The sequence below is a fragment of the Streptomyces sp. NPDC014864 genome, from assembly GCF_043081525.1.
In the GTDB taxonomy this organism is placed as follows: Bacteria; Actinomycetota; Actinomycetes; order Streptomycetales; family Streptomycetaceae; genus Streptomyces.
On sequence record NZ_JBIBWT010000001.1, the window covers coordinates 326,184 to 344,652 of the forward strand.

The 18,469-nt window shown below is 74.3% G+C and carries 10 protein-coding genes, 1 pseudogene and 1 riboswitch; of the genes and pseudogenes, 7 read left to right on the forward strand and 4 right to left on the reverse strand.

Translation table 11 applies throughout. From position 1 onward, the window contains the following. Positions 1-5: 5 nt before the first annotated feature. Positions 6-165, reverse strand: a riboswitch (cyclic di-AMP (ydaO/yuaA leader). Positions 166-484: 319 nt separating this feature from the next. Further along, positions 485-2,965, forward strand: a complete 2,481-nt coding sequence (pcrA, locus tag ACF1A5_RS01645; protein WP_392190792.1) for a DNA helicase PcrA — start codon at positions 485-487, stop codon at positions 2,963-2,965. A gap of 156 nt (positions 2,966-3,121) precedes the next feature. On the opposite strand, the gene ACF1A5_RS01650 is transcribed toward pcrA, so the two are convergent. Further along, positions 3,122-4,669 carry a peptidoglycan DD-metalloendopeptidase family protein gene (locus ACF1A5_RS01650; protein WP_392190793.1) on the reverse strand — a complete coding sequence of 516 codons (1,548 nt, stop codon included), beginning with the start codon at positions 4,667-4,669 and terminating at the stop codon, positions 3,122-3,124. Positions 4,670-5,063: 394 nt separating this feature from the next. Beyond that, complete coding sequence (locus ACF1A5_RS01655; protein WP_392190794.1) at positions 5,064-5,930, reverse strand: lipase family alpha/beta hydrolase; 867 nt, start codon at positions 5,928-5,930, stop codon at positions 5,064-5,066. A 647-nt stretch (positions 5,931-6,577) separates the two neighbouring features. Between ACF1A5_RS01655 and ACF1A5_RS01660 the strand changes: the two genes are divergently transcribed. Further along, positions 6,578-6,994: a cobalamin B12-binding domain-containing protein gene (locus tag ACF1A5_RS01660; RefSeq protein WP_392190795.1), complete on the forward strand. Its 417-nt coding sequence runs from the start codon at positions 6,578-6,580 to the stop codon at positions 6,992-6,994. A gap of 227 nt (positions 6,995-7,221) precedes the next feature. Here the strand turns inward: ACF1A5_RS01660 and ACF1A5_RS01665 are convergent, their stop codons facing one another. Continuing rightward, on the reverse strand, positions 7,222-8,868 hold the full coding sequence (locus ACF1A5_RS01665; protein ID WP_392190796.1) for a DUF5691 domain-containing protein: 1,647 nt from the start codon (positions 8,866-8,868) through the stop codon (positions 7,222-7,224). Between the two features lie 620 nt (positions 8,869-9,488). After that, positions 9,489-10,844: an SWIM zinc finger family protein gene (locus tag ACF1A5_RS01670; RefSeq protein ID WP_392190797.1), complete on the reverse strand. Its 1,356-nt coding sequence runs from the start codon at positions 10,842-10,844 to the stop codon at positions 9,489-9,491. A gap of 133 nt (positions 10,845-10,977) precedes the next feature. Between ACF1A5_RS01670 and ACF1A5_RS01675 the strand changes: the two genes are divergently transcribed. The 5 genes and pseudogenes from ACF1A5_RS01675 to ACF1A5_RS01695 form a co-directional block, all read left to right on the forward strand. Beyond that, a complete protein-coding gene (locus ACF1A5_RS01675) occupies positions 10,978-12,156 on the forward strand; it encodes an AAA family ATPase (RefSeq protein WP_392190798.1) in 1,179 nt (392 codons plus the stop codon). A gap of 123 nt (positions 12,157-12,279) precedes the next feature. Further along, a complete protein-coding gene (locus tag ACF1A5_RS01680) occupies positions 12,280-14,796 on the forward strand; it encodes a DUF5682 family protein (protein WP_392190799.1) in 2,517 nt (838 codons plus the stop codon). Continuing rightward, a complete protein-coding gene (locus ACF1A5_RS01685; RefSeq protein ID WP_392190800.1) occupies positions 14,793-15,998 on the forward strand; it encodes a vWA domain-containing protein in 1,206 nt (401 codons plus the stop codon). The genes ACF1A5_RS01680 and ACF1A5_RS01685 overlap by 4 nt, the downstream gene beginning before the upstream one ends. 250 nt (positions 15,999-16,248) lie before the next feature. After that, positions 16,249-17,445 carry a hypothetical protein gene (locus ACF1A5_RS01690; protein ID WP_392190801.1) on the forward strand — a complete coding sequence of 399 codons (1,197 nt, stop codon included), beginning with the start codon at positions 16,249-16,251 and terminating at the stop codon, positions 17,443-17,445. 220 nt (positions 17,446-17,665) lie between these two features. Then, positions 17,666-18,469, forward strand: a pseudogene (locus ACF1A5_RS01695) (hypothetical protein); the annotation flags it as partial.

Here is an 18,469-nt window from a genome sequence, read left to right on the forward strand (position 1 = left end):
GAGGCGACTCCTTCCATCGTCCGCCTACCGGGTTAGCTGTCGGGTTCGGGCGGGTGGTTCGGAAGGGTTGCCCTACGGTCCGCGCCCGCTGGGAGGCACGGACCGATTCACCCCAAGGTCGGTGTGGGTCCCCGGCTCCGGATCGCCTGGCGGCGGGACCGGACTCGGCGGAGGCCGCGCGGCCCGGCGTCGTTCGCCGGTGAGGTCGTGCGGCCTGACGGCACGCTAGCCAACTCGTGTGGCTCCTGTGAAGGTTGATGCGCGATATGCCCGATACATTTTCGTGACCTCGCATCACTTGTGCGGTGGACGTGACGGGGCTGCTCCGCAGCGTGAGGGAGCCGTCCCCGCCGCCCCGGGGCCAGCCTGCGAGACCTGCCCCGGGTCTGCCCCTCGCGTGGGGCGCGCCGCCGGGTGCCGGGATCGTGTGATGTTCCGCGGGCGGCCCCGGGTTGTCGGTGGGGCGCCCTAGACTCGTAGAGCGATGAGCAGCCTCTTTGACGACAGCTTCCTGGCGGACCTCCAGGCCCCCCGCGGCCACGAGGAGGGGCCCCCGCCCCCGCCCGAGGACGATCACGCTCCGGAACCGGTTCCGGACGATCTGTTCGGCGGGAAGTTCGACCTGCCTCCGGACCGGGACGCCCACTACCGCGACGGCGCGCCGCGCCCGGCGGTGGACCCGGCCGCCCTCCTGGAGGGGCTGAACGAGAACCAGCGCGCGGCGGTCGTCCACTCCGGCACCCCCCTGCTCATCGTGGCCGGCGCCGGCTCCGGCAAGACCCGCGTGCTCACCCACCGCATCGCCCACCTCCTCGGCGAGCGGGGCGTCCACCCCGGCCAGATCCTCGCGATCACCTTCACCAACAAGGCCGCCGGCGAGATGAAGGAGCGCGTCGAGCAGCTCGTCGGCCCGCGCGCGAACGCGATGTGGGTCATGACCTTCCACAGCGCCTGCGTCCGCATCCTGCGCCGCGAGAGCAAGAAGCTGGGCTTCACCTCCTCCTTCTCGATCTACGACGCCGCCGACTCCAAGCGCCTGATGGCCCTGGTCTGCCGCGATCTGGACCTCGACCCCAAGCACTACCCGCCGAAGTCCTTCAGTGCCAAGATCAGCAACCTCAAGAACGAGCTGATCGACGAGGAGGACTTCGCCGCCCAGGCCACCGACGGCTTCGAGAAGACCCTCGCCCAGGCCTACGCCCTCTACCAGTCGCGGCTGCGCGAGGCCAACGCCCTCGACTTCGACGACCTGATCATGACGACGGTCAACCTGCTCCGCGCCTTCCCCGACGTCGCCGAGCACTACCGCCGCCGCTTCCGGCACGTCCTCGTCGACGAGTACCAGGACACCAACCACGCCCAGTACGCCCTCGTGCGGGAGCTCGTCGGCACCTCCGAGCACCCCGTGGACGTCCCGCCGGGCCAGGACGACCTGCCGCCGGCCGAGCTGTGCGTGGTCGGTGACGCCGACCAGTCGATCTACGCCTTCCGCGGGGCGACCATCCGCAACATCCTCCAGTTCGAGGAGGACTACCCGAACGCCACCACGATCCTGCTGGAGCAGAACTACCGCTCCACCCAGACCATCCTGAGCGCCGCCAACGCGGTCATCGAGCGCAACGAGTCGCGGCGCCCGAAGAACCTGTGGACCAACGCCGGCTCCGGCGCCCGCATCACCGGGTACGTCGCCGACACCGAGCACGACGAGGCGCAGTTCGTCGCCGAGGAGATAGACCGGCTGACGGACGCGGGCGACGCGAAGGCCGGCGACGTCGCCGTCTTCTACCGCACCAACGCCCAGTCCCGGGTCTTCGAAGAGGTCTTCATCCGCGTCGGCCTGCCCTACAAGGTCGTCGGCGGTGTCCGCTTCTACGAGCGCAAGGAGGTCCGGGACGTCCTCGCCTACCTGCGCGTCCTGGCCAACCCCGAGGACTCGGTGCCGCTGCGCCGCATCCTCAACGTGCCCAAGCGCGGCATCGGCGACCGCGCCGAGGCGATGATCGACGCCCTCTCCCAGCGCGAGAAGATCAGCTTCCCGCAGGCGCTGCGCCGTGTCGACGAGGCGTACGGCATGGCCGCGCGCTCCACCAACGCCGTCAAGCGGTTCAACACGCTGATGGAGGAGCTGCGGACGATCGCCGAGTCCGGCGCGGGACCGGCGACCGTCCTGGAGGCCGTCCTCGAACGCACCGGCTACCTGGCCGAGTTGCAGGCCTCCACCGACCCGCAGGACGAGACCCGCATCGAGAACCTCCAGGAACTCGCCGCCGTGGCACTGGAGTTCGAGCAGGAGCGCGGCGAGGGTGAGTCGGGCACGCTGTCCGACTTCCTGGAGCGGGTCGCCCTGGTCGCCGACTCCGACCAGATCCCCGACGAGGAGGACGGCGACGGCGTCATCACGCTGATGACCCTGCACACCGCCAAGGGCCTGGAGTTCCCGGTGGTGTTCCTGACCGGCATGGAGGACGGCGTCTTCCCGCACATGCGCTCCCTCGGCCAGACCAAGGAACTGGAGGAGGAGCGGCGCCTGGCGTACGTCGGCATCACCCGCGCCCGGGAGCGGCTCTACCTGACCCGCTCGGCGATGCGCAGCGCCTGGGGCCAGCCCTCGTACAACCCGCCCTCCCGGTTCCTCGAGGAGATTCCGGCCATGCACGTGGACTGGAAGCGGACGGGTGCCGCGGCACCGGTGTCCTCCGGTCCGGCCTCGGGCCTGGCCGCCTCCCTGTCGTCCTCCCGCTCGCGCTCGTCGGCGTCCGGCGCGTCCGGCTTCGCCACCCGCCGGACCTCCGAGAAGCCGGTGGTCTCGCTCGCGGTCGGCGACCGGGTCACGCACGACCAGTTCGGGCTCGGCACCGTCGTCGCGGTCAAGGGCACGGGCGGGAACGCCGAGGCGACGATCGACTTCGGCGACGCCAAGCCGAAGCGGCTGCTGCTGCGGTACGCGCCGGTGGAGAAGCTCTGAGAGCAGGACCCGCGCCTGGTCGGGCCGGGTCGTGCCCGCGCCCGATCGGGTGGGTGCCGATTTGTCGGATCGGGTGGGGTGCCTGCTTGCCTGGTCAGGTGAGGTGGTGCTGCGTGGCCGCCTGGTGGGGTGAGGTGGTGCTGCCTGCCCGCCTGATCAGGTGGGGTCGAGGCCATGGCTGCGCAGCCACGGCAGTGGGTCGACCGCCGCACCGCCGCCCGGCCGCACCTCGAAGTGCAGGTGCGGGCCGGTGGAGTTGCCGGAGTTGCCCGAGTACGCGATCGGCGTGCCGGCCTTCACCACCGTGCCGGAGGGGACGCGGTAGCTGGAGAGGTGGCAGTACCACGTCTCCGTGCCGTCCTTCGCGGTCAGGATCAGCATGTTGCCGTAGGCGCTGTTCCACTGGGTGCGGACCGTGCCGTCGGTCGCCGCCATCACCGTGGTCCCGTAGGAGACGGGGAAGTCGATGCCGGTGTGCACGGACATCCAGTTCACGCCCGCCTGACCGAAATAGGCGCTGAGCCCTTTCTGCAGAACCGGGAGCACGAACTTGGGGCGCAGCCGCTCCTTGCGGGCCGCCTCCTCCGCCGCCTTCTTCGCCTCGGCCACCTGCTGCGCCTTGAGGTCGATGCGTTCCTGCGTGCGGCTGGCCCGGTCGGCGAAGTCGTCCGCGCCGGCGGACAGGCTCTGCAACTGGGTGTCCAGCTTGTTGTTGGCGGTGGCCGGCTGCACGGCGTGCGCCTCGGACGCGGAGGCGGTGGTCTCCGTGCTGTCGTCGGTCAGTCCGCCGACGGAGGCGGCGGCGATCCCGGCGACGCCCATCACACAGGCCGAGGGCACGGCCACGGTCAGCAGCGCGGAGCGCTTGGCCGGCGTGCGGCGCCGGGAACGGCCGGCGGCGCGGGTGGCCGAGCGCGGAGCCGGAGCGGCCTCTTCCTGGTCGTCGAGGAGCGGGCCCACCGGCGGCAGTGCGCCCGTGGTGCTCAACTCGTCGTCCGCGGCGGAGGGTTCGTCGTAGGCGACCTGGTCGAAGGTGGCGGTGGCCGGTGCGCCGGTGACCTCGTCGAAGCCGTCGGACCCGGATGCGTCCGCGGGGGTACCGGCGGTGTTCCACTGCGTGGCGTCGTACGCGCCGGTGTCGAAGGTCTGCGTGCCCCAGTCCCAGTGAGTCGTCCCGTCCGGGGCCGTCCCGTCCAGGGCGGTGCCGGTGCCGGGCTGGTCGGGACGGGGGGCGCCGGGCTGGAGCCAGGTGTTCGCGTCCCACTGGCCGGAGGCGTCCGAGAGGGCGTCGACGGGGGCGCTCTGCGGCGGCACGGCGGTCAGCGGCTGGTGGCCGGCCGTCCAGGCGGTGGCGTCGTAAGCACCGGTCTCGTAGGCGCCGGTGTCGTGGGCGGCGTGGTGCTGGGCGGCGTACGCGTCGTAGTACTGGGCCTGGTGGCTGCCCGTGGTCCAGTGGGCCGTGTCGTACGTACCCGTGGAGTGGCCGCCGTCCGGGAGTTCGCCGAAGAGGGGGTCGGACGCGAAGCCTGCCGTGCCGTGCGCGAGATGCGTACCGGTGTGGAAACCGGTGGCGTCGTAGTCGCCGTACGTGGTGAAGTCGCCATGGACGGCGTCCGGTCCGCCGTACGACGCGTACGGCGCCGAGGCGGCATCGGAGGCCGGAGCCGGGGTGGTCATGGTCCCCGACGGATGGCGGTCGTTCACCGACTTCTCTTTCGCCTCGACAACAGGGGCTGCCAGAGCAGTGCGGCGACTGTACCCGGCGGTACGCGGGCGCGACAATCTTCCGCAGGTTTCCCACGCGGGAAACGCGGGCAATCGCCCGTGTTTCGGGGGAGTGCGGACACGGCTTGGCTCTGTGTTCGGGCTTCGTTCGAGGTCGGGTCGGCGGTAGACGCCTTAAGTCGGCCGCCGCGGGCGGGGGTTGCGCCCCCCGGAGGCGACCCGCCGTCGGGTGCCGGCCTTGTTTCGCCGGCGGCGCATCGCGGTTCGTCCCGCGGTCGGATCGTGTTCTCCGAACGGTCGGGGCGTGCTCACCGCGGACTGCCCGCGTGTGCGCGGCACGGTCGACTCGTGCCGCGGCGCGGTCGGACCGCGCTCACGCCACGGTCAGACCGCCCCGGCGCCGGGCCGACCGGTCCCGCGGCCGGACGGTGTCGAGCGCCTGCCGTATGCCGGCCGCGACGGCCGGGTGCACCGGCATGGCGAGGTGTCCGATGCCGCTCACCCGCACGTTCTCCACCGACAGGTCGGGGTGCTCGATGCAGGCCGAGTCCAGCGGATCCATCAGGTGGTCGAGGTCGCTCCAGAAGCTCACGAAGTGCGTATGGCAGCCGGGCGCGGGCTGGGACAGCTCCTCGATCAGCTCCGAACCCGGGCGCATCTGGCGCACGATCGGATGGGCGTTGGCCAGCGGTGCCACCCGGGTGCCCGCGTGCGGGGTGCCCAGGGTGACCAGGGTGCGGACCCGGAGGTGACCGTCGAGCCGCTGCACGTAGTACCGCGCGATCAGTCCGCCGAGGCTGTGCCCGACGACGTCGACCTGCCCGCTTCCGGTGCGCTCGCAGATCTCCTCGATGTGCCGGCCGAGCAGTTCGGCCGCGGTGCGGATGTCGCAGGTCAGCGGGGAGTAGTTGAGGGACTCGATCCGCTGCCGGCCGTGCTGGGCGAGGCTGCGGCGCAGCAGGACGAACACCGAGCGGTTGTCGATGAACCCGTGCAGCAGGACCACCGGGGGCTTGGCCTCCGTCGGCAATTGCGCTGCGCCGTCGGGCGCGGGGAGCGGGGAGGCCGGTCCGCGGCGCTCCTGGATGATGCCCGAGGGATACAGCAGGAGGTGGCCGGCGAGGATCGCCAGCTCCAGGGCGGTCGCCTTCAGGAGGGACAGGGAGAGCCCCGCCAGCCGGATCGGGAGCAGGCGCTGGCAGAGCGGAACAATGGGATCTGCGACCCTGGTGACCTTCATGGCCGACCTCCTGTCGACACGCGGCAGGACGGCGTCGTCCCCCGTGTGTCCTCGTGGGAGGCCGCCACGAGGGTGCTCGGCCGGACAGACGAGGGCCACCCGGGGCGGATCCGGTGTGCGGCGCCGGTGACGCCGCCGGTCCGACGCGGCTGCCCGCCGGTGTGGCGGCGAGGCTCCCCGCTGTCGTGCCGTACCTGCCCTGTGTGCCCTTCCTGCCTTCGCCGATGCGTCGTACCGCCGCGGCGCGCGGCCTGCGGCGCGGTGGCACGACGACCTCGTTGCGGCTCCCGTGGAGCTTGTGCCCGCTGCGGGCCCCGTGCCGCGGAAGAGTGCGGCCCGTGGTCCGCGGGGACGCGGAGCTCCGCGCGGCGCGGGGGTCCCCCCGGCTCCACGAGCCCGAGGGAGTGTCCCACCGTGTGATTTCCCCCTCGGTGTGCACCGTGAAACTGCCGGTTGCGGGATGCTGGCGATAACGTTCGTTCACTTCCCCGGACGATGTGGTGCGGGGCGCCCGTGCCGTAGAGGCGCAACCGGTGCGATGAGCGGCGGAAGCCGTCGAACATGCGGTATGCCCGGCATGTTCGATGCGCTCGACATGTGCGGTACTTGACGGTACGGATGGATGTAGTCGCTTCATGGAGGCAGTGATGGGTGTGGCAGCCGGTCCGATCCGCGTGGTGGTGGCCAAGCCGGGGCTCGACGGCCACGATCGGGGCGCCAAGGTGATCGCGCGGGCGCTGCGCGACGCCGGTATGGAGGTCATCTACACCGGGCTCCACCAGACCCCGGAGCAGATCGTCGACACGGCGATCCAGGAGGACGCCGACGCGATCGGCCTGTCCATCCTCTCCGGCGCGCACAACACGCTGTTCGCCGCCGTGATCGACCTGCTCCGGCAGCGTGACGCCGAGGACATCGTGGTGTTCGGCGGCGGGATCATCCCCGAGGCGGACATCGCGCCCCTGAAGGAGAAGGGCGTCGCGGAGATCTTCACGCCCGGCGCGACCACCCAGTCGATCGTGGACTGGGTCCGGGCGAACGTGCGTCAGCCCGCCCAGGCGTAGGTCCTCCCGGGGCCGGGCGGGCGCCGTCGTCCCGTCCGGCGTCCGCGGGCGAGGCCGTCGGCGGTCCGGGGGCACCCGAGGCGCCCCGGCGTCCCGCTTCGCCCCGGCCGGTGCGGGGGTCGGTCGGCCCGTGGCGGGGCTTCGTCGGCACAGGGCGGAGTTCACTCCGCCGCCGGTGGCGGGGCTCAGCCGCCTGAGGACGGAGTTCAGCCCACCGGTGGCGGGGCTCAGTCGGTCGGGAGCGGGCCCAGCTCCTCGGTCATCACAGAACGCAGCCGCAAGGTGGTCACCAGGCGCTGGAACGCCTCCGCCCAGTACCCCCCGGCCCCCGGCGACGAGTCCTCCGCCTCTTCCGGCGCGGCCAGCAGTCCGTCCAGCCTGCTCGCCTCCGCGGGGTCCAGGCACCGCTCGGCCAGTCCCATTACTCCACTGAAACTCCATGGGTAACTCCCCGCATCCCGCGCGATGTCGAGCGCGTCGACGACCGCTCGTCCGAGCGGTGCGGTCCACGGCACCGCGCACACCCCGAGCAGTTGAAACGCCTCGGACAGACCGTGCGCCGCGATGAACCCGGCGACCCAGTCGGCCCGTTCTCCGGCGTCCAGCGTGCCGAGCAGCTTGGCGCGCTCGGCCAGGGACACCGCGCCGGGCCCGCCCGCCTCGGGTGCCGCGGGGGCCCCGAGGAGCGCCCGCGCCCACCGCGCGTCCCGCTGCCGCACCGTCGCACGGCACCACGCGGCGTGCAGCTCGTCCCGCCAGTCGTCCGCCACCGGCAGAGCCACGATCTCCCGCGGCGTGCGTCCGCCCAGCCGCGCCGGCCACGTCCCGAGCGGTGCCGCCTCCACCAGTTGCCCCAGCCACCACGACCGTTCGCCCCGGCCCGCGGGCGCCTTGGGCACGACCCCGTCGCGCTCCATCCCCGCGTCGCACTCGTGCGGGGCCTCGACCGTGATCGTCGGCGTCACCTGCGTGTGGTCGACGGCCACGCAGGCCCCGGCCCGGCCCGCCATCCGCGCGGCGAGCGCGGAGCCGGGCAGTGCCGACAGCAGTTCCGCCGCCGTCGCCCGTACGTTGCGGCTGCGGTCGGAGAGGGCCTGTTCCAGGAACGGCTCGTCGTCGGGGCCCAGGCCCGCCCGCAGCGAGTCGAGGAACATCAGCCGGTCCTCGGCCCGCTCCGCCGCCCAGCTGCCGGCGAGCAGCTCGCGCGCGACCGCGGGCCGGTGGGCGCGGACGGCTCCGAGCAGCGCGACCCGCTCCGCGAACAGGCCCTCCTCCCACAGCAGCCCGATCCGTTCCGTGTCCTCCGGGCCCGGCAGCGACGAACCGCCTCCGGGAGCCGCGCGCAGGGCGAAGCGCCAGTCCACGTTCAGCCGGGCGAGCCACAGGGCGCGCGGGCCCGCGAAGGCCAGCACCGCCGGCCGCAGGTCCGTACGGCCCCGGGCCGCGTCCAGCAGCGCGGGCAGCGTCTGCGGGGGCGCGGCGAACCCGCGTGCGTTCGCCGCGGCCAGCCACTGGGGCAGCAGCTCCATGAGGTCGGGCGCCGTGCCCCGGCGGCCGCCACCCGTGCCCGGCCGGTCGGCCAGCAGCATCGCGAGCCTGCGGGCCGCCGCGGCGGGCAGCGGCGGACGCGGGTCCACGGGCGGGGGCTGGGGGCGCTCGGCCGCCGGGGCGGGGAGCAGCCCCGCCCGCCGTCGTACGGTCGCCAGGGCCGCCGCGTCCAGCAGCGCCACCGGCGCCTCCCGGGGCGTCGCCGACGACTCACGGCCCTGGGTGCTCGGGGGCGTACGGCGGTCCGTACCGAGCAGGGCCGTCGTGACCAACTCCTCCCAGGCGCCCGACGCGGGCGCCTCCACAGGGCCGGAGGTCCTGATCATGAGCTTCCTTTCCGTGGCCGGGTGCCGGGGAGTGGTTGAAGGGTCACGCTGATCGAGTTTCCCGTGGTGCGTAACAAATGCGTGATTTCGGTGAGAAAGGGCTGATCGGTGGGCCCTGTGGGGTACACGCCCGGAGCGTTCGTGGCGGGTGTGGTGCGCGGAACGCTGGTGCTTGCCAATGTGCGCCCCACGCGGGGTGCGCACCGGTCCATGTGCTCCGGTCGGGTGAGGCTCCACGTCGTACGCGCCCGTACAGGCGGCTGTCTCGCGCCCTGTGCGGGTGGCGGCCGGGTGCGTGCTGTCATGGGTCCTTCTTTCGGGTTCCGGCGGCGTGGGGGTCTCGGCGGCCCCGGGGGCCGGCGCTCCCGGGGGGCCAGGCGGATCCCCGCGACCCGGGCCGGTCCCGCTGGTCCCGCCGGTCCCGCTGGTCCCGCTGGTCCCGCCGGTCCCGCTGGTCCCGCCGGTCCCGCTGGTCCCGCCGGTCCCCCTGGGTCCGCTGGTCCCGCTGGTCCCGCCGGTCCCCCTGGGTCCGCTGGTCCCGCTGGGTCCGCTGGTTCCCCTGGGTCCGCGCGGCCGGTGCAGGGCCGACCCGGGCGATGTCGCGGTGCGTACCCCAGTGATCAGCACAAGGTCACGGCCTCTCCCTCGCCCTCCGGCCAGGCGGTCAGCGGGGTGAAGCCCCGGTGGCCGCACTCGCCGAACACCGTGACCGGGGCGCCGCCCGACAGTGCGACCAGGCGCCACAGCCCGGGGCGGGCGCGGGCCGCCGGGGTGAGAGGCAGCGCGGAGTCGGCGTCGGCGTCCACCAGCTGCCAGGCGTCGCCGTCCGGCACCGGTATCACCCGGCCGAGGGTCACCGGGACCGACTCCAGCCACGGATCGTCCCGCAGGGCCTCGCCGTAGCGGGCGGCCGCCAGCGCCGTGGTCACCCCCGGCGGGCGGGCCCGCGTGGGGGCAGGCGGGGCGAACCGCTCTCCCAGCGCCCCGCGCACCTGGCCCGCGCCCGGATAGGCGGACACCTCGGCGTCCAGCGCCAGCCCCACCGGCAGCGTCTGCTCCGGTGCGCGGCCCGCGGCGCCGTAGGAGAGCAGCAGGGCCGTGCGGCCGGTCTCTGCCCCGTGCAGCCAGATCCGCCGGGTGACCAGCTTGGCGTCCGCCGTGTCGTACTGGGCGAGGACGAGCCAGCGGTCGCGCACCGGCGGGCCGTCCGCGGTGCCGGGCAGGCCGACCCGGGACCGGACCGTCGCCGCCAGCCCGTCCGGCAGCCGTTCACGGCGCAGCCAGCCCTGGTCGAGGAGGTGGAGCAGCGCGCACTCCTCCAGCAGACGCACCGGCCATCCGGGTCCGGACGACGGGACCGCTCCCAGTTCCCTCACGCGCGCGGCGAGCCCCGGCGCCTGCGCGTCGACCATGCGGGCCGCCGTCTCCTCCCACAGCCCGTACCCCGCCTGCTCGGCCCCGGCCAGGCCGCCGCGCAGCAGGTCGGCCAGGCGCTGCTCCAGCTCCGTGGCCCCCGCGGTGATCCGCTCGGCCCGGCGCTCGGCCCGGCGCCGGGCAGCCTGCGGATCGGCGGAGCCGGACCCGGGACCCGCCGCGCCCGCCGTCCCCTTCTCCTCCGCCCGTCTGCGCCTGCCCGCCAGCCACTGCCCGGCCCACTCCGGCGCCTGCCCGGCCGGTACGGCGCCGTCGCCGCCCGCCCACAGCAACAGCAGCCCGAGCGCGTGCTTGCACGGGAACTTACGGCTCGGGCAACTGCACCTGTACGCCGGCCCGGCCGGGTCCGAGAGGTCCACCACCGTCTGATACGGCCTGCTGCCGCTGCCCTTGCACAGCCCCCACACCGTCCCCTCGTCCGTACTGCCCGCCTCGGACCACGGTCCGGCCGCGCCGAGTTTGCTTCCCGCTTTGCGTGACGCGTCGTCAGGCGCCAGTGCCAGCACCTGGTCCGCGGTCCAGCGCACCCCCTGCTGAGTCATGACATCGAAGGTAGATCCCCCCACTGACAATCGGCCTCGCGAGAGCGTTTCAGCAGGTCAGAGTGGATTGTCAGTGGGGTGGTGCAGGGTGGTCACCAGATCCGAACCGGCCGAGCTGGAGGGGGCCTCAGCCATGTCCGTGTCCGTCGAACCGACGTCCGCCGAACCACGCCGAAACCACTCCGCGCCCGCGAACACGGGCGCGGAACGGGGAGAGTCCGAGGCGCCGCCGTCCGCGGCGCTGCGGCCGCACGCCGAGGACGCCTTCGCCGCCGAACTCGTCGCGCTCGCCGCGCAGGACGACCGTCCGCGCCCCGCTCGCTGGCGGCTGTCGCCGTGGGCCGTCGCGACCTACCTCCTCGGCGGCACGCTGCCGGACGGCACGGTGATCACGCCGAAGTACGTCGGCCCGCGCCGCATCGTCGAGGTCGCCGTCACCACCCTCGCCACCGACCGGGCCCTGCTCCTGCTGGGCGTCCCGGGCACGGCGAAGACCTGGGTGTCCGAGCACCTGGCCGCCGCGATCAGCGGCGACTCCACGCTGCTGGTGCAGGGCACCGCGGGCACGCCGGAGGAGGCCATCCGCTACGGGTGGAACTACGCGCGGCTGCTCGCCCACGGCCCGAGCCGCGACGCCCTCGTGCCCAGCCCGGTCATGCGGGCCATGGCCGAGGGGATGACCGCCCGCGTGGAGGAGCTGACCCGCATCCCGGCCGACGTGCAGGACACGCTGATCACGATCCTGTCGGAGAAGACCCTGCCGATACCGGAGCTGGGCGACGAGGTGCAGGCGGTCCGCGGTTTCAACCTGATCGCCACGGCCAACGACCGCGACCGCGGGGTCAACGACCTGTCCAGCGCCCTGCGCCGCCGGTTCAACACGGTGGTCCTGCCGCTTCCGGAGACCCCCGAGGCCGAGGTCGACATCGTCTCCCGGCGCGTCGACCAGATCGGCCGCTCCCTGGACCTGCCGGCCGTGCCCGACGGCATCGACGAGATCCGCCGCGTCGTCACGGTCTTCCGCGAACTGCGCGACGGGATCACCACCGACGGCCGTACGAAGCTCAAGTCGCCCAGCGGCACCCTGTCGACGGCCGAGGCGATCTCCGTGGTGACCAACGGCCTCGCGCTGGCGGCCCACTTCGGCGACGGCGTGCTGCGGCCCGCGGACGTCGCCGCGGGCATCCTCGGTGCCGTGGTCCGCGACCCGGCGGCCGACCGTGTCGTGTGGCGGGAGTACCTGGAGACGGTCGTCCGCGAGCGCGACGGCTGGAAGGACTTCTACCGGGCGTGCCGGGAGGTGAGCGCGTGAGAGGGAACGCGCGGGGGAGCGGGCACGGCAGGCCGGCGACGGGCGCCACCGAGGGGGAGGACGCGATGACGAGGGCGAGTTCCGGCGAGGACCCGAGCTGGACCGGGGGACGAGGGGGACGGTGTGGCGGGCACTGACCGGGCCGCCGGCGGCCGGTGGCCCGGCACGGGGCCGCTGCTGCTGGGCGTCCGGCACCACGGGCCCGGGTCCGCACGGTCGGTGCGCGCCGCCCTGGAGGCGGCGCGGCCACGGGTCGTCCTGATCGAGGGCCCGCCGGAGGCCGACGCGCTGCTTCCGCTCGCCGCGGACGAGACCATGCGACCGCCGGTCGCCCTGCTCGGTCACGCCGTCGACGAGCCCGGCCGGTCGGCGTTCTGGCCGATGGCCGAGTTCTCCCCGGAGTGGGTCGCCGTCCGCTGGGCCCTGGAACACGAGGTCCCGGCCCGCTTCATCGACCTGCCGGCCACGCACACGCTGGCCTGGGAGAGCGGCGACTCCGGCGGAGGACCGGAGGGAGGGAGTCCCGGGCCGGGCGGTGGGAGCCCCGCGCCGGGGGAGGGGAGCCGGGCGCAGGGCGAGGGGGGTCGTGCGCCGGAGGAGGCGGGTCGCCGGGGGAGTGAGGAGGGGAACTCCGGGGACGACTCCGCGGACGGAGAGCGGGGGGCGGAGCGGCCGGACGGGGCCGGAATTCGTGTGGACCCGCTCGCCGCGCTCGCCGAGGCCGCCGGGTACGACGATCCCGAGCGCTGGTGGGAGGACGTCGTCGAGCACCGGGGAGCGGGCGAGGGAGATGTGTTCGCCCCGTTCGCCGTGCTCGAGGAGGCCATGGAGGCACTGCGGGAGACGTTCGGCGGCGCGGGCCACGACCGGGATCTCGTCCGCGAGGCGTACATGCGGCTCCAGGTGCGGGCGGCGCAGCGCGAGTTCGGCGACGGTGTGGCCGTGGTGTGCGGTGCCTGGCACGTGCCCGCGCTGCGCCGGAAGGCCGCCGTCGCCGCCGACCGGGCGCTGCTGAAGGGGCTGCCCAAGGTCAAGGTGGACATGACCTGGGTGCCGTGGACGCACCGCAGGCTGTCCCGGGCCGGCGGCTACGGCGCGGGCATCGACTCACCGGGGTGGTACGCCCATCTGTTCCGCGCGCCCGACCGGCCGGTCGAGCGGTGGCTGACCAAGGTGGCGGGACTGCTGCGCGAGGAGGACCGGATCGTGTCCTCCGCGCACGTCATCGAGGCGGTGCGGCTGGCCGGCACGCTCGCCGCGATGCGCGGCCGCCCGCTGCCCGGGCTGAGCGAGACGACGGACGCCGTGCGGGCGGTGATGTGCGACGGTTCGGACGTCCCGCTGGCCCTGGTGCACGACCGGCTGGTCGTGGGGGACGTGCTGGGCGAGGTGCCGGAGTCGGCGCCCGCGGTGCCGTTGCAGCGCGACCTGACCCGGCTTCAGCGGCGACTGCGGCTCAAACCGGAGGCGCTGGAGCGGGAACTGGAGCTCGACCTGCGCAAGGAGACCGACGCCGGCCGCAGCAGACTGCTGCACCGGCTGCGGATGCTGGGCGTCGGCTGGGGAGAGCCCGCCGCCTCGCGGGGCAGCACGGGCACGTTCCGGGAGACCTGGCGGCTGCGCTGGGAGCCGGAGCTGTCCGTGCGGGTCGCCGAGGCCGGGGTGTGGGGGACGACCGTAGTCGCCGCCGCGACCGCCAAGGCCGAGACGGACGCCGTCGCGGCGCGGTCCCTCGCCGAGATCACCGCGCTCGCCGAACGCTGCCTGCCGGCCGAACTCCCGGACGCGCTGCCCGTGGTGATGCGGGTGCTCGCCGACCGCGCGGCGCTGGACACGGACGTCGGGCACCTCGCCCAGGCACTGCCGGCTCTGGTCCGCTCCCTGCGCTACGGCGACGTGCGCGGCACCGATACCCGGGCCCTGGCGGAGGTCGCCGCGGGACTGGCCGGGCGGATCTTCGTCGGCCTGCCCCCGGCCTGCGCGTCGCTGGACGCGGACGCGGCCGAGGAGATACGGCGTCACGTGGACGCGGTGCACACGGCCGTCGGGCTGCTCGGTGACACCCCGGAGGCCGGCCGCGGCGACCTGCGCGCCCGCTGGCACGGCGTGCTCCGGCTCCTGTCGGAACGGGACACCGTGCCGGGCGTCGTCAGAGGACGGGCGGTGCGGCTCCTGCTGGACGCCGGGGAGGTGGAGCCGGACCGGGCGGCCCGGCTCATGGGGCTCGTGCTGTCACCGGGCACGCAGCCGGCGGATGCGGCCGCCTGGATCGAGGGCTTCGTCGGCGGCGGTGGCGGGATGCTGCTCGTCCACGACGAGCGGCTGCTCGGGCTGGTCGACGCCTGGCTGACCGGGGTGCCGCAGGAGGCGTTCACGGACGTACTGCCGCTGCTGCGGCGCACCTTCTCGGCCTACGAGCCCGGGATCCGCAGAACGCTCGGGGAGCTCGTCCGGCGCGGTCCGGGACGGCCCGGCGCGACCGGGGCCACGACGGCCGGCGGGACGCCCGGCTTCGCCGCCGGCCTCGACACCGAGCGCGCGGACGCCGTACTGCCTGTCGTACGGCTGCTGTTGGGGCTGGACGGGGCCGGGCGGGGGCGGGCGGACACGGGGAACGAGTCGATGCGGAGGGCGGGATGACGGTGAGCGGGGCGACGGCGAGCGGGACGTCGGGGACGGAGGAGTACGACGTGCGGGACCCGGCGCAGGAGCGGCTCCGCCGCTGGCGGCTCGTCCTCGGCGGGGACGCGGCCGAAGGCACCGGATGCGCGCTGTCGGGACGGGATGCCGCGATGGACGGGACGCTCACCGCGCTCTACGGCTCGGGGGACAAGCCGCGGACGGGGCGGGAGCGTTCGGCCGGGCTCGGGGCCTCGGCGCCGTCGGTGGCGCGGTGGCTGGGGGACATCCGCACGTACTTCCGGTCCTCCGTGGTGCAGGTCATGCAGCGGGACGCCATCGACCGGCTCGGGCTGTCCACGCTGCTGCTGGAGCCGGAGATGCTCGAGGCGGTGGAGGCGGACGTGCACCTCGTCGGCACGCTGCTCTCGCTCAACAAGGCGATGCCGGAGACGACGAAGGAGACCGCGCGGGCCGTCGTGCGCAAGGTCGTCGAGGACCTGGAGAAACGGCTCGCCACCCGCACCCGGGCCACCCTCACCGGCGCCCTCGACCGCAGCGCCCGCGTCAACCGTCCGCGCCACCAGGACATCGACTGGAACCGCACCATCGCCGCCAACCTGAAGCACTACCTGCCGGAGTACCGGACGGTCGTGCCGGAGCGGCTCATCGGCTACGGGCGCGCGTCCCAGTCCGTGAAGAAGGAAGTCGTCCTCTGCATCGACCAGTCGGGGTCCATGGCCGCGTCCGTCGTCTACGCGTCCGTCTTCGGTGCGGTGCTCGCGTCCATGCGGTCGATCAGCACGCGGCTGGTCGTCTTCGACACGGCGGTCGTCGACCTCACCGACCAGCTCGACGATCCGGTCGACGTGCTCTTCGGCACCCAGCTCGGCGGGGGCACGGACATCAACCGCGCGCTGGCGTACTGCCAGTCGCAGATCACCCGGCCCGCGGAGACGGTGGTCGTCCTCATCAGCGACCTGTACGAGGGAGGCATCCGGGACGAGATGCTGAAGCGGGTGGCGGCGATGAAGGCGTCGGGGGTGCAGTTCGTGACGCTCCTCGCGCTGTCGGACGAGGGGGCGCCCGCCTACGACCGTGAGCACGCCGCCGCGCTCGCGTCGCTCGGTGCACCGGCGTTCGCGTGCACGCCCGACCTCTTCCCGGAGGTGATGGCGGCGGCCGTCGAGAAGCGTCCGCTGCCGATACCGGACACCGCCTGAGGAACCGGGAGGAGGGATGGGGGCGAGATGTTCGGCTGACGACTTGTCGACCGAATCCTGCCAGCAAAACGGACATGACTACCCATCGGTAACAGGGGGCTTGCGCAACGTCGGGAGGGCCGTGCAAGGATCGATGCCTCATCGGCGGTGCGTGGCGCACCGCCCGCCCGTACAGCGGTCGTAGCGGTCGTAGAGTCCGTGGCGACCCGTACCGCACCCTCACTCGTTCCGCACGGGAGGACCCGCCCGCTTGACCTGGCCGGCAGCCGTGTCCGTCGCCGCCCTGCGCGTGATGCGCACGGCGGCCGGACGGCGTGCGCTGCGACTGGGGCTGCTGGTGGGAGCCCTGTTCGCGCTCGGCTTCCTCTGCGGCGAGCAGGCGCACGCCGCGGACGGAACGCCGGCGGTGTCCTCGACCGGGTCCCTGGCGTCGTCCGCCGTTGACGGAGTGCGGTCGGCGGCGCAGGGCGCGGTCGGCGAGGTGGCCGGCGCTTCGGCCTCGGCGGTCACGACCACCGAGCACGACTCCGTGAGCCACCCGGCCAAGTCAGGGGCCGGGGCCGCGACATCCGGGGCCGAGGCCGGGAACGGCGGAGGCCTTCCGCCCCGTCACGGCTCCTCGCGGACCGGGGATGCCGTCCGGAAGTCGAGCTCCTCGTGGACGTCGGGCTCGTCGGAGAAGGCGAGTTCCTCCTCGGATGCCTTGGACGCCTCGGATGCCTCGGAGCGCGGCAGCGCCACGCGGGCGGGCAACTCCGTCCCGGCGGGCAGTGCCGCGCAGAGCGCGAGTTCCCTACGGGCTGACCCGGTCCTGCGGCCGGTGGCCGACTCCGTCGTCCGGTCCGTGGGCGAGCGGGTCGAGCGACCGGTCGGGGATCTGGTGGGGGCCGTGACGGACGAGCCGGCCGAGGCGGGGGCGACAGTGCTGCCGTCGGGCCCGTCCCCCCCGCTGCCTGCGCTCCCCGGCCCGTCCACGCTGCCGGGTCTGCCCGGCCCGCCCGGTGAGTCCGGGCTGCCGGTGACGGTGCCGCCGTTGCCGGCCACCTCGGAGCCCGGGACGCAGCGGCCGGGTGCCGGTCCGCCCCTGTTGTCCGGTGGGCACGCTCCGGACGGGCGGACGGTGGCACGTACGGCGCAGGGCGCCGCGTACGGACCGCGGTTCACCGTGGTCGGGACCGTGCCGGCCACCGCCGTGGGCGCCGGTGCCTCCGGCCTCCTCCGCGACCTTCGTGACGGCCGAGCGCCCCTGCCTCAGGCGCCCGCCCGTGACGCGGGCGCCCTCCTCGGCCAGTCGGCGCTCGACACCGGCACGCCGCGGCACGCCGACGCGCACGCCGTCACCCTGATCGACCGGGCCCCGCTGCGGCTGGCGCCCGGCGCCGCCGCGCGTTCCGACGCGGCCGGGACCCGGGACAGGCACCGGGACATCCCCGTCTTCCCCGGCTAGCGGAGCCGGACCTCTCCCCGCCCAGACCTGCCGCGCGGGGGCGGAACAGGTCTGCCCGCCCGTCCGGACCCCTCCTTCGTTCCCGGACGGAAGCCGCCGGAGCCGTAGCGCGTCCGCCGGTCCCCACTTCCCGGACCACGACCGCGACAGGCGACGGAATGTCCCCACCCCGGAGCTCTCCTTCCGGGCGTCCCGGAACCCCAAAGGATCTGAAGAACGTATGAACAAGAACATCCGCCGCTCCATCGTCATGGCCGCCGGTGTCACCGGCGCATGGGCGCTCGGTTCGGCCGTGGCCAGTGCCGACGAACTGGCCGCCTCCTCGCTGTCCGCCCCGGACCCGACCGCCGACGCCTCTGCCGCCGTCGATACCGGTGACACCGCCGGTTCGCTGACCGGTGCGGTCACCGGCACGGTCGACGGGACCGTCTCCGGCGTGCAGAACACGGTCTCCGGCATCACCGACGGCTCGGCCGCGCGGGGCGCCGGCACGACCGTCTCGGACACCGCCGGCCGGGCGGCGTCCAAGGCCGGCGCCCTGACCGGCACCGCCGCGACGACGGCGCGGCACGCCACGTCCGGCGGCGCCGAGCAGGCCCGCCGGTACGTCGACGCCGAGGTGGGCACGGCACGCGCCGGTGCCGTCCGCGGCGCGCAGGCCATCCAGGGCGCCCACGCGGCGCGCGCGGCGAAGGCCGGCGCCACCGCCCTCGCCCACGGAACGGCCGCCCACGCGGGCCACGTGACCGACCGGGCGGCGGGCATGGTCTCCGGCACCTCCGCGCCGCAGGACGCCATCGACTACCTCTTCGGCCCCCTCTCGGCATTCGCGCCGGAGGTCGAGGAGGCGCTGGCCGGTGCCCAGTCGAAGCTCCAGGCCACCCAGGCGGCCGCCCGCTCCCGCGTGCACGGCGTCGATGGCGTGGTCCGCACCAAGGCCCAGCACACGATCGCGGGCGCGGGCCGCACAGCCACCGACGTGACCGTCGCCGCCCAAGCGCACGCGGCCCACCTCGCCGGTGCC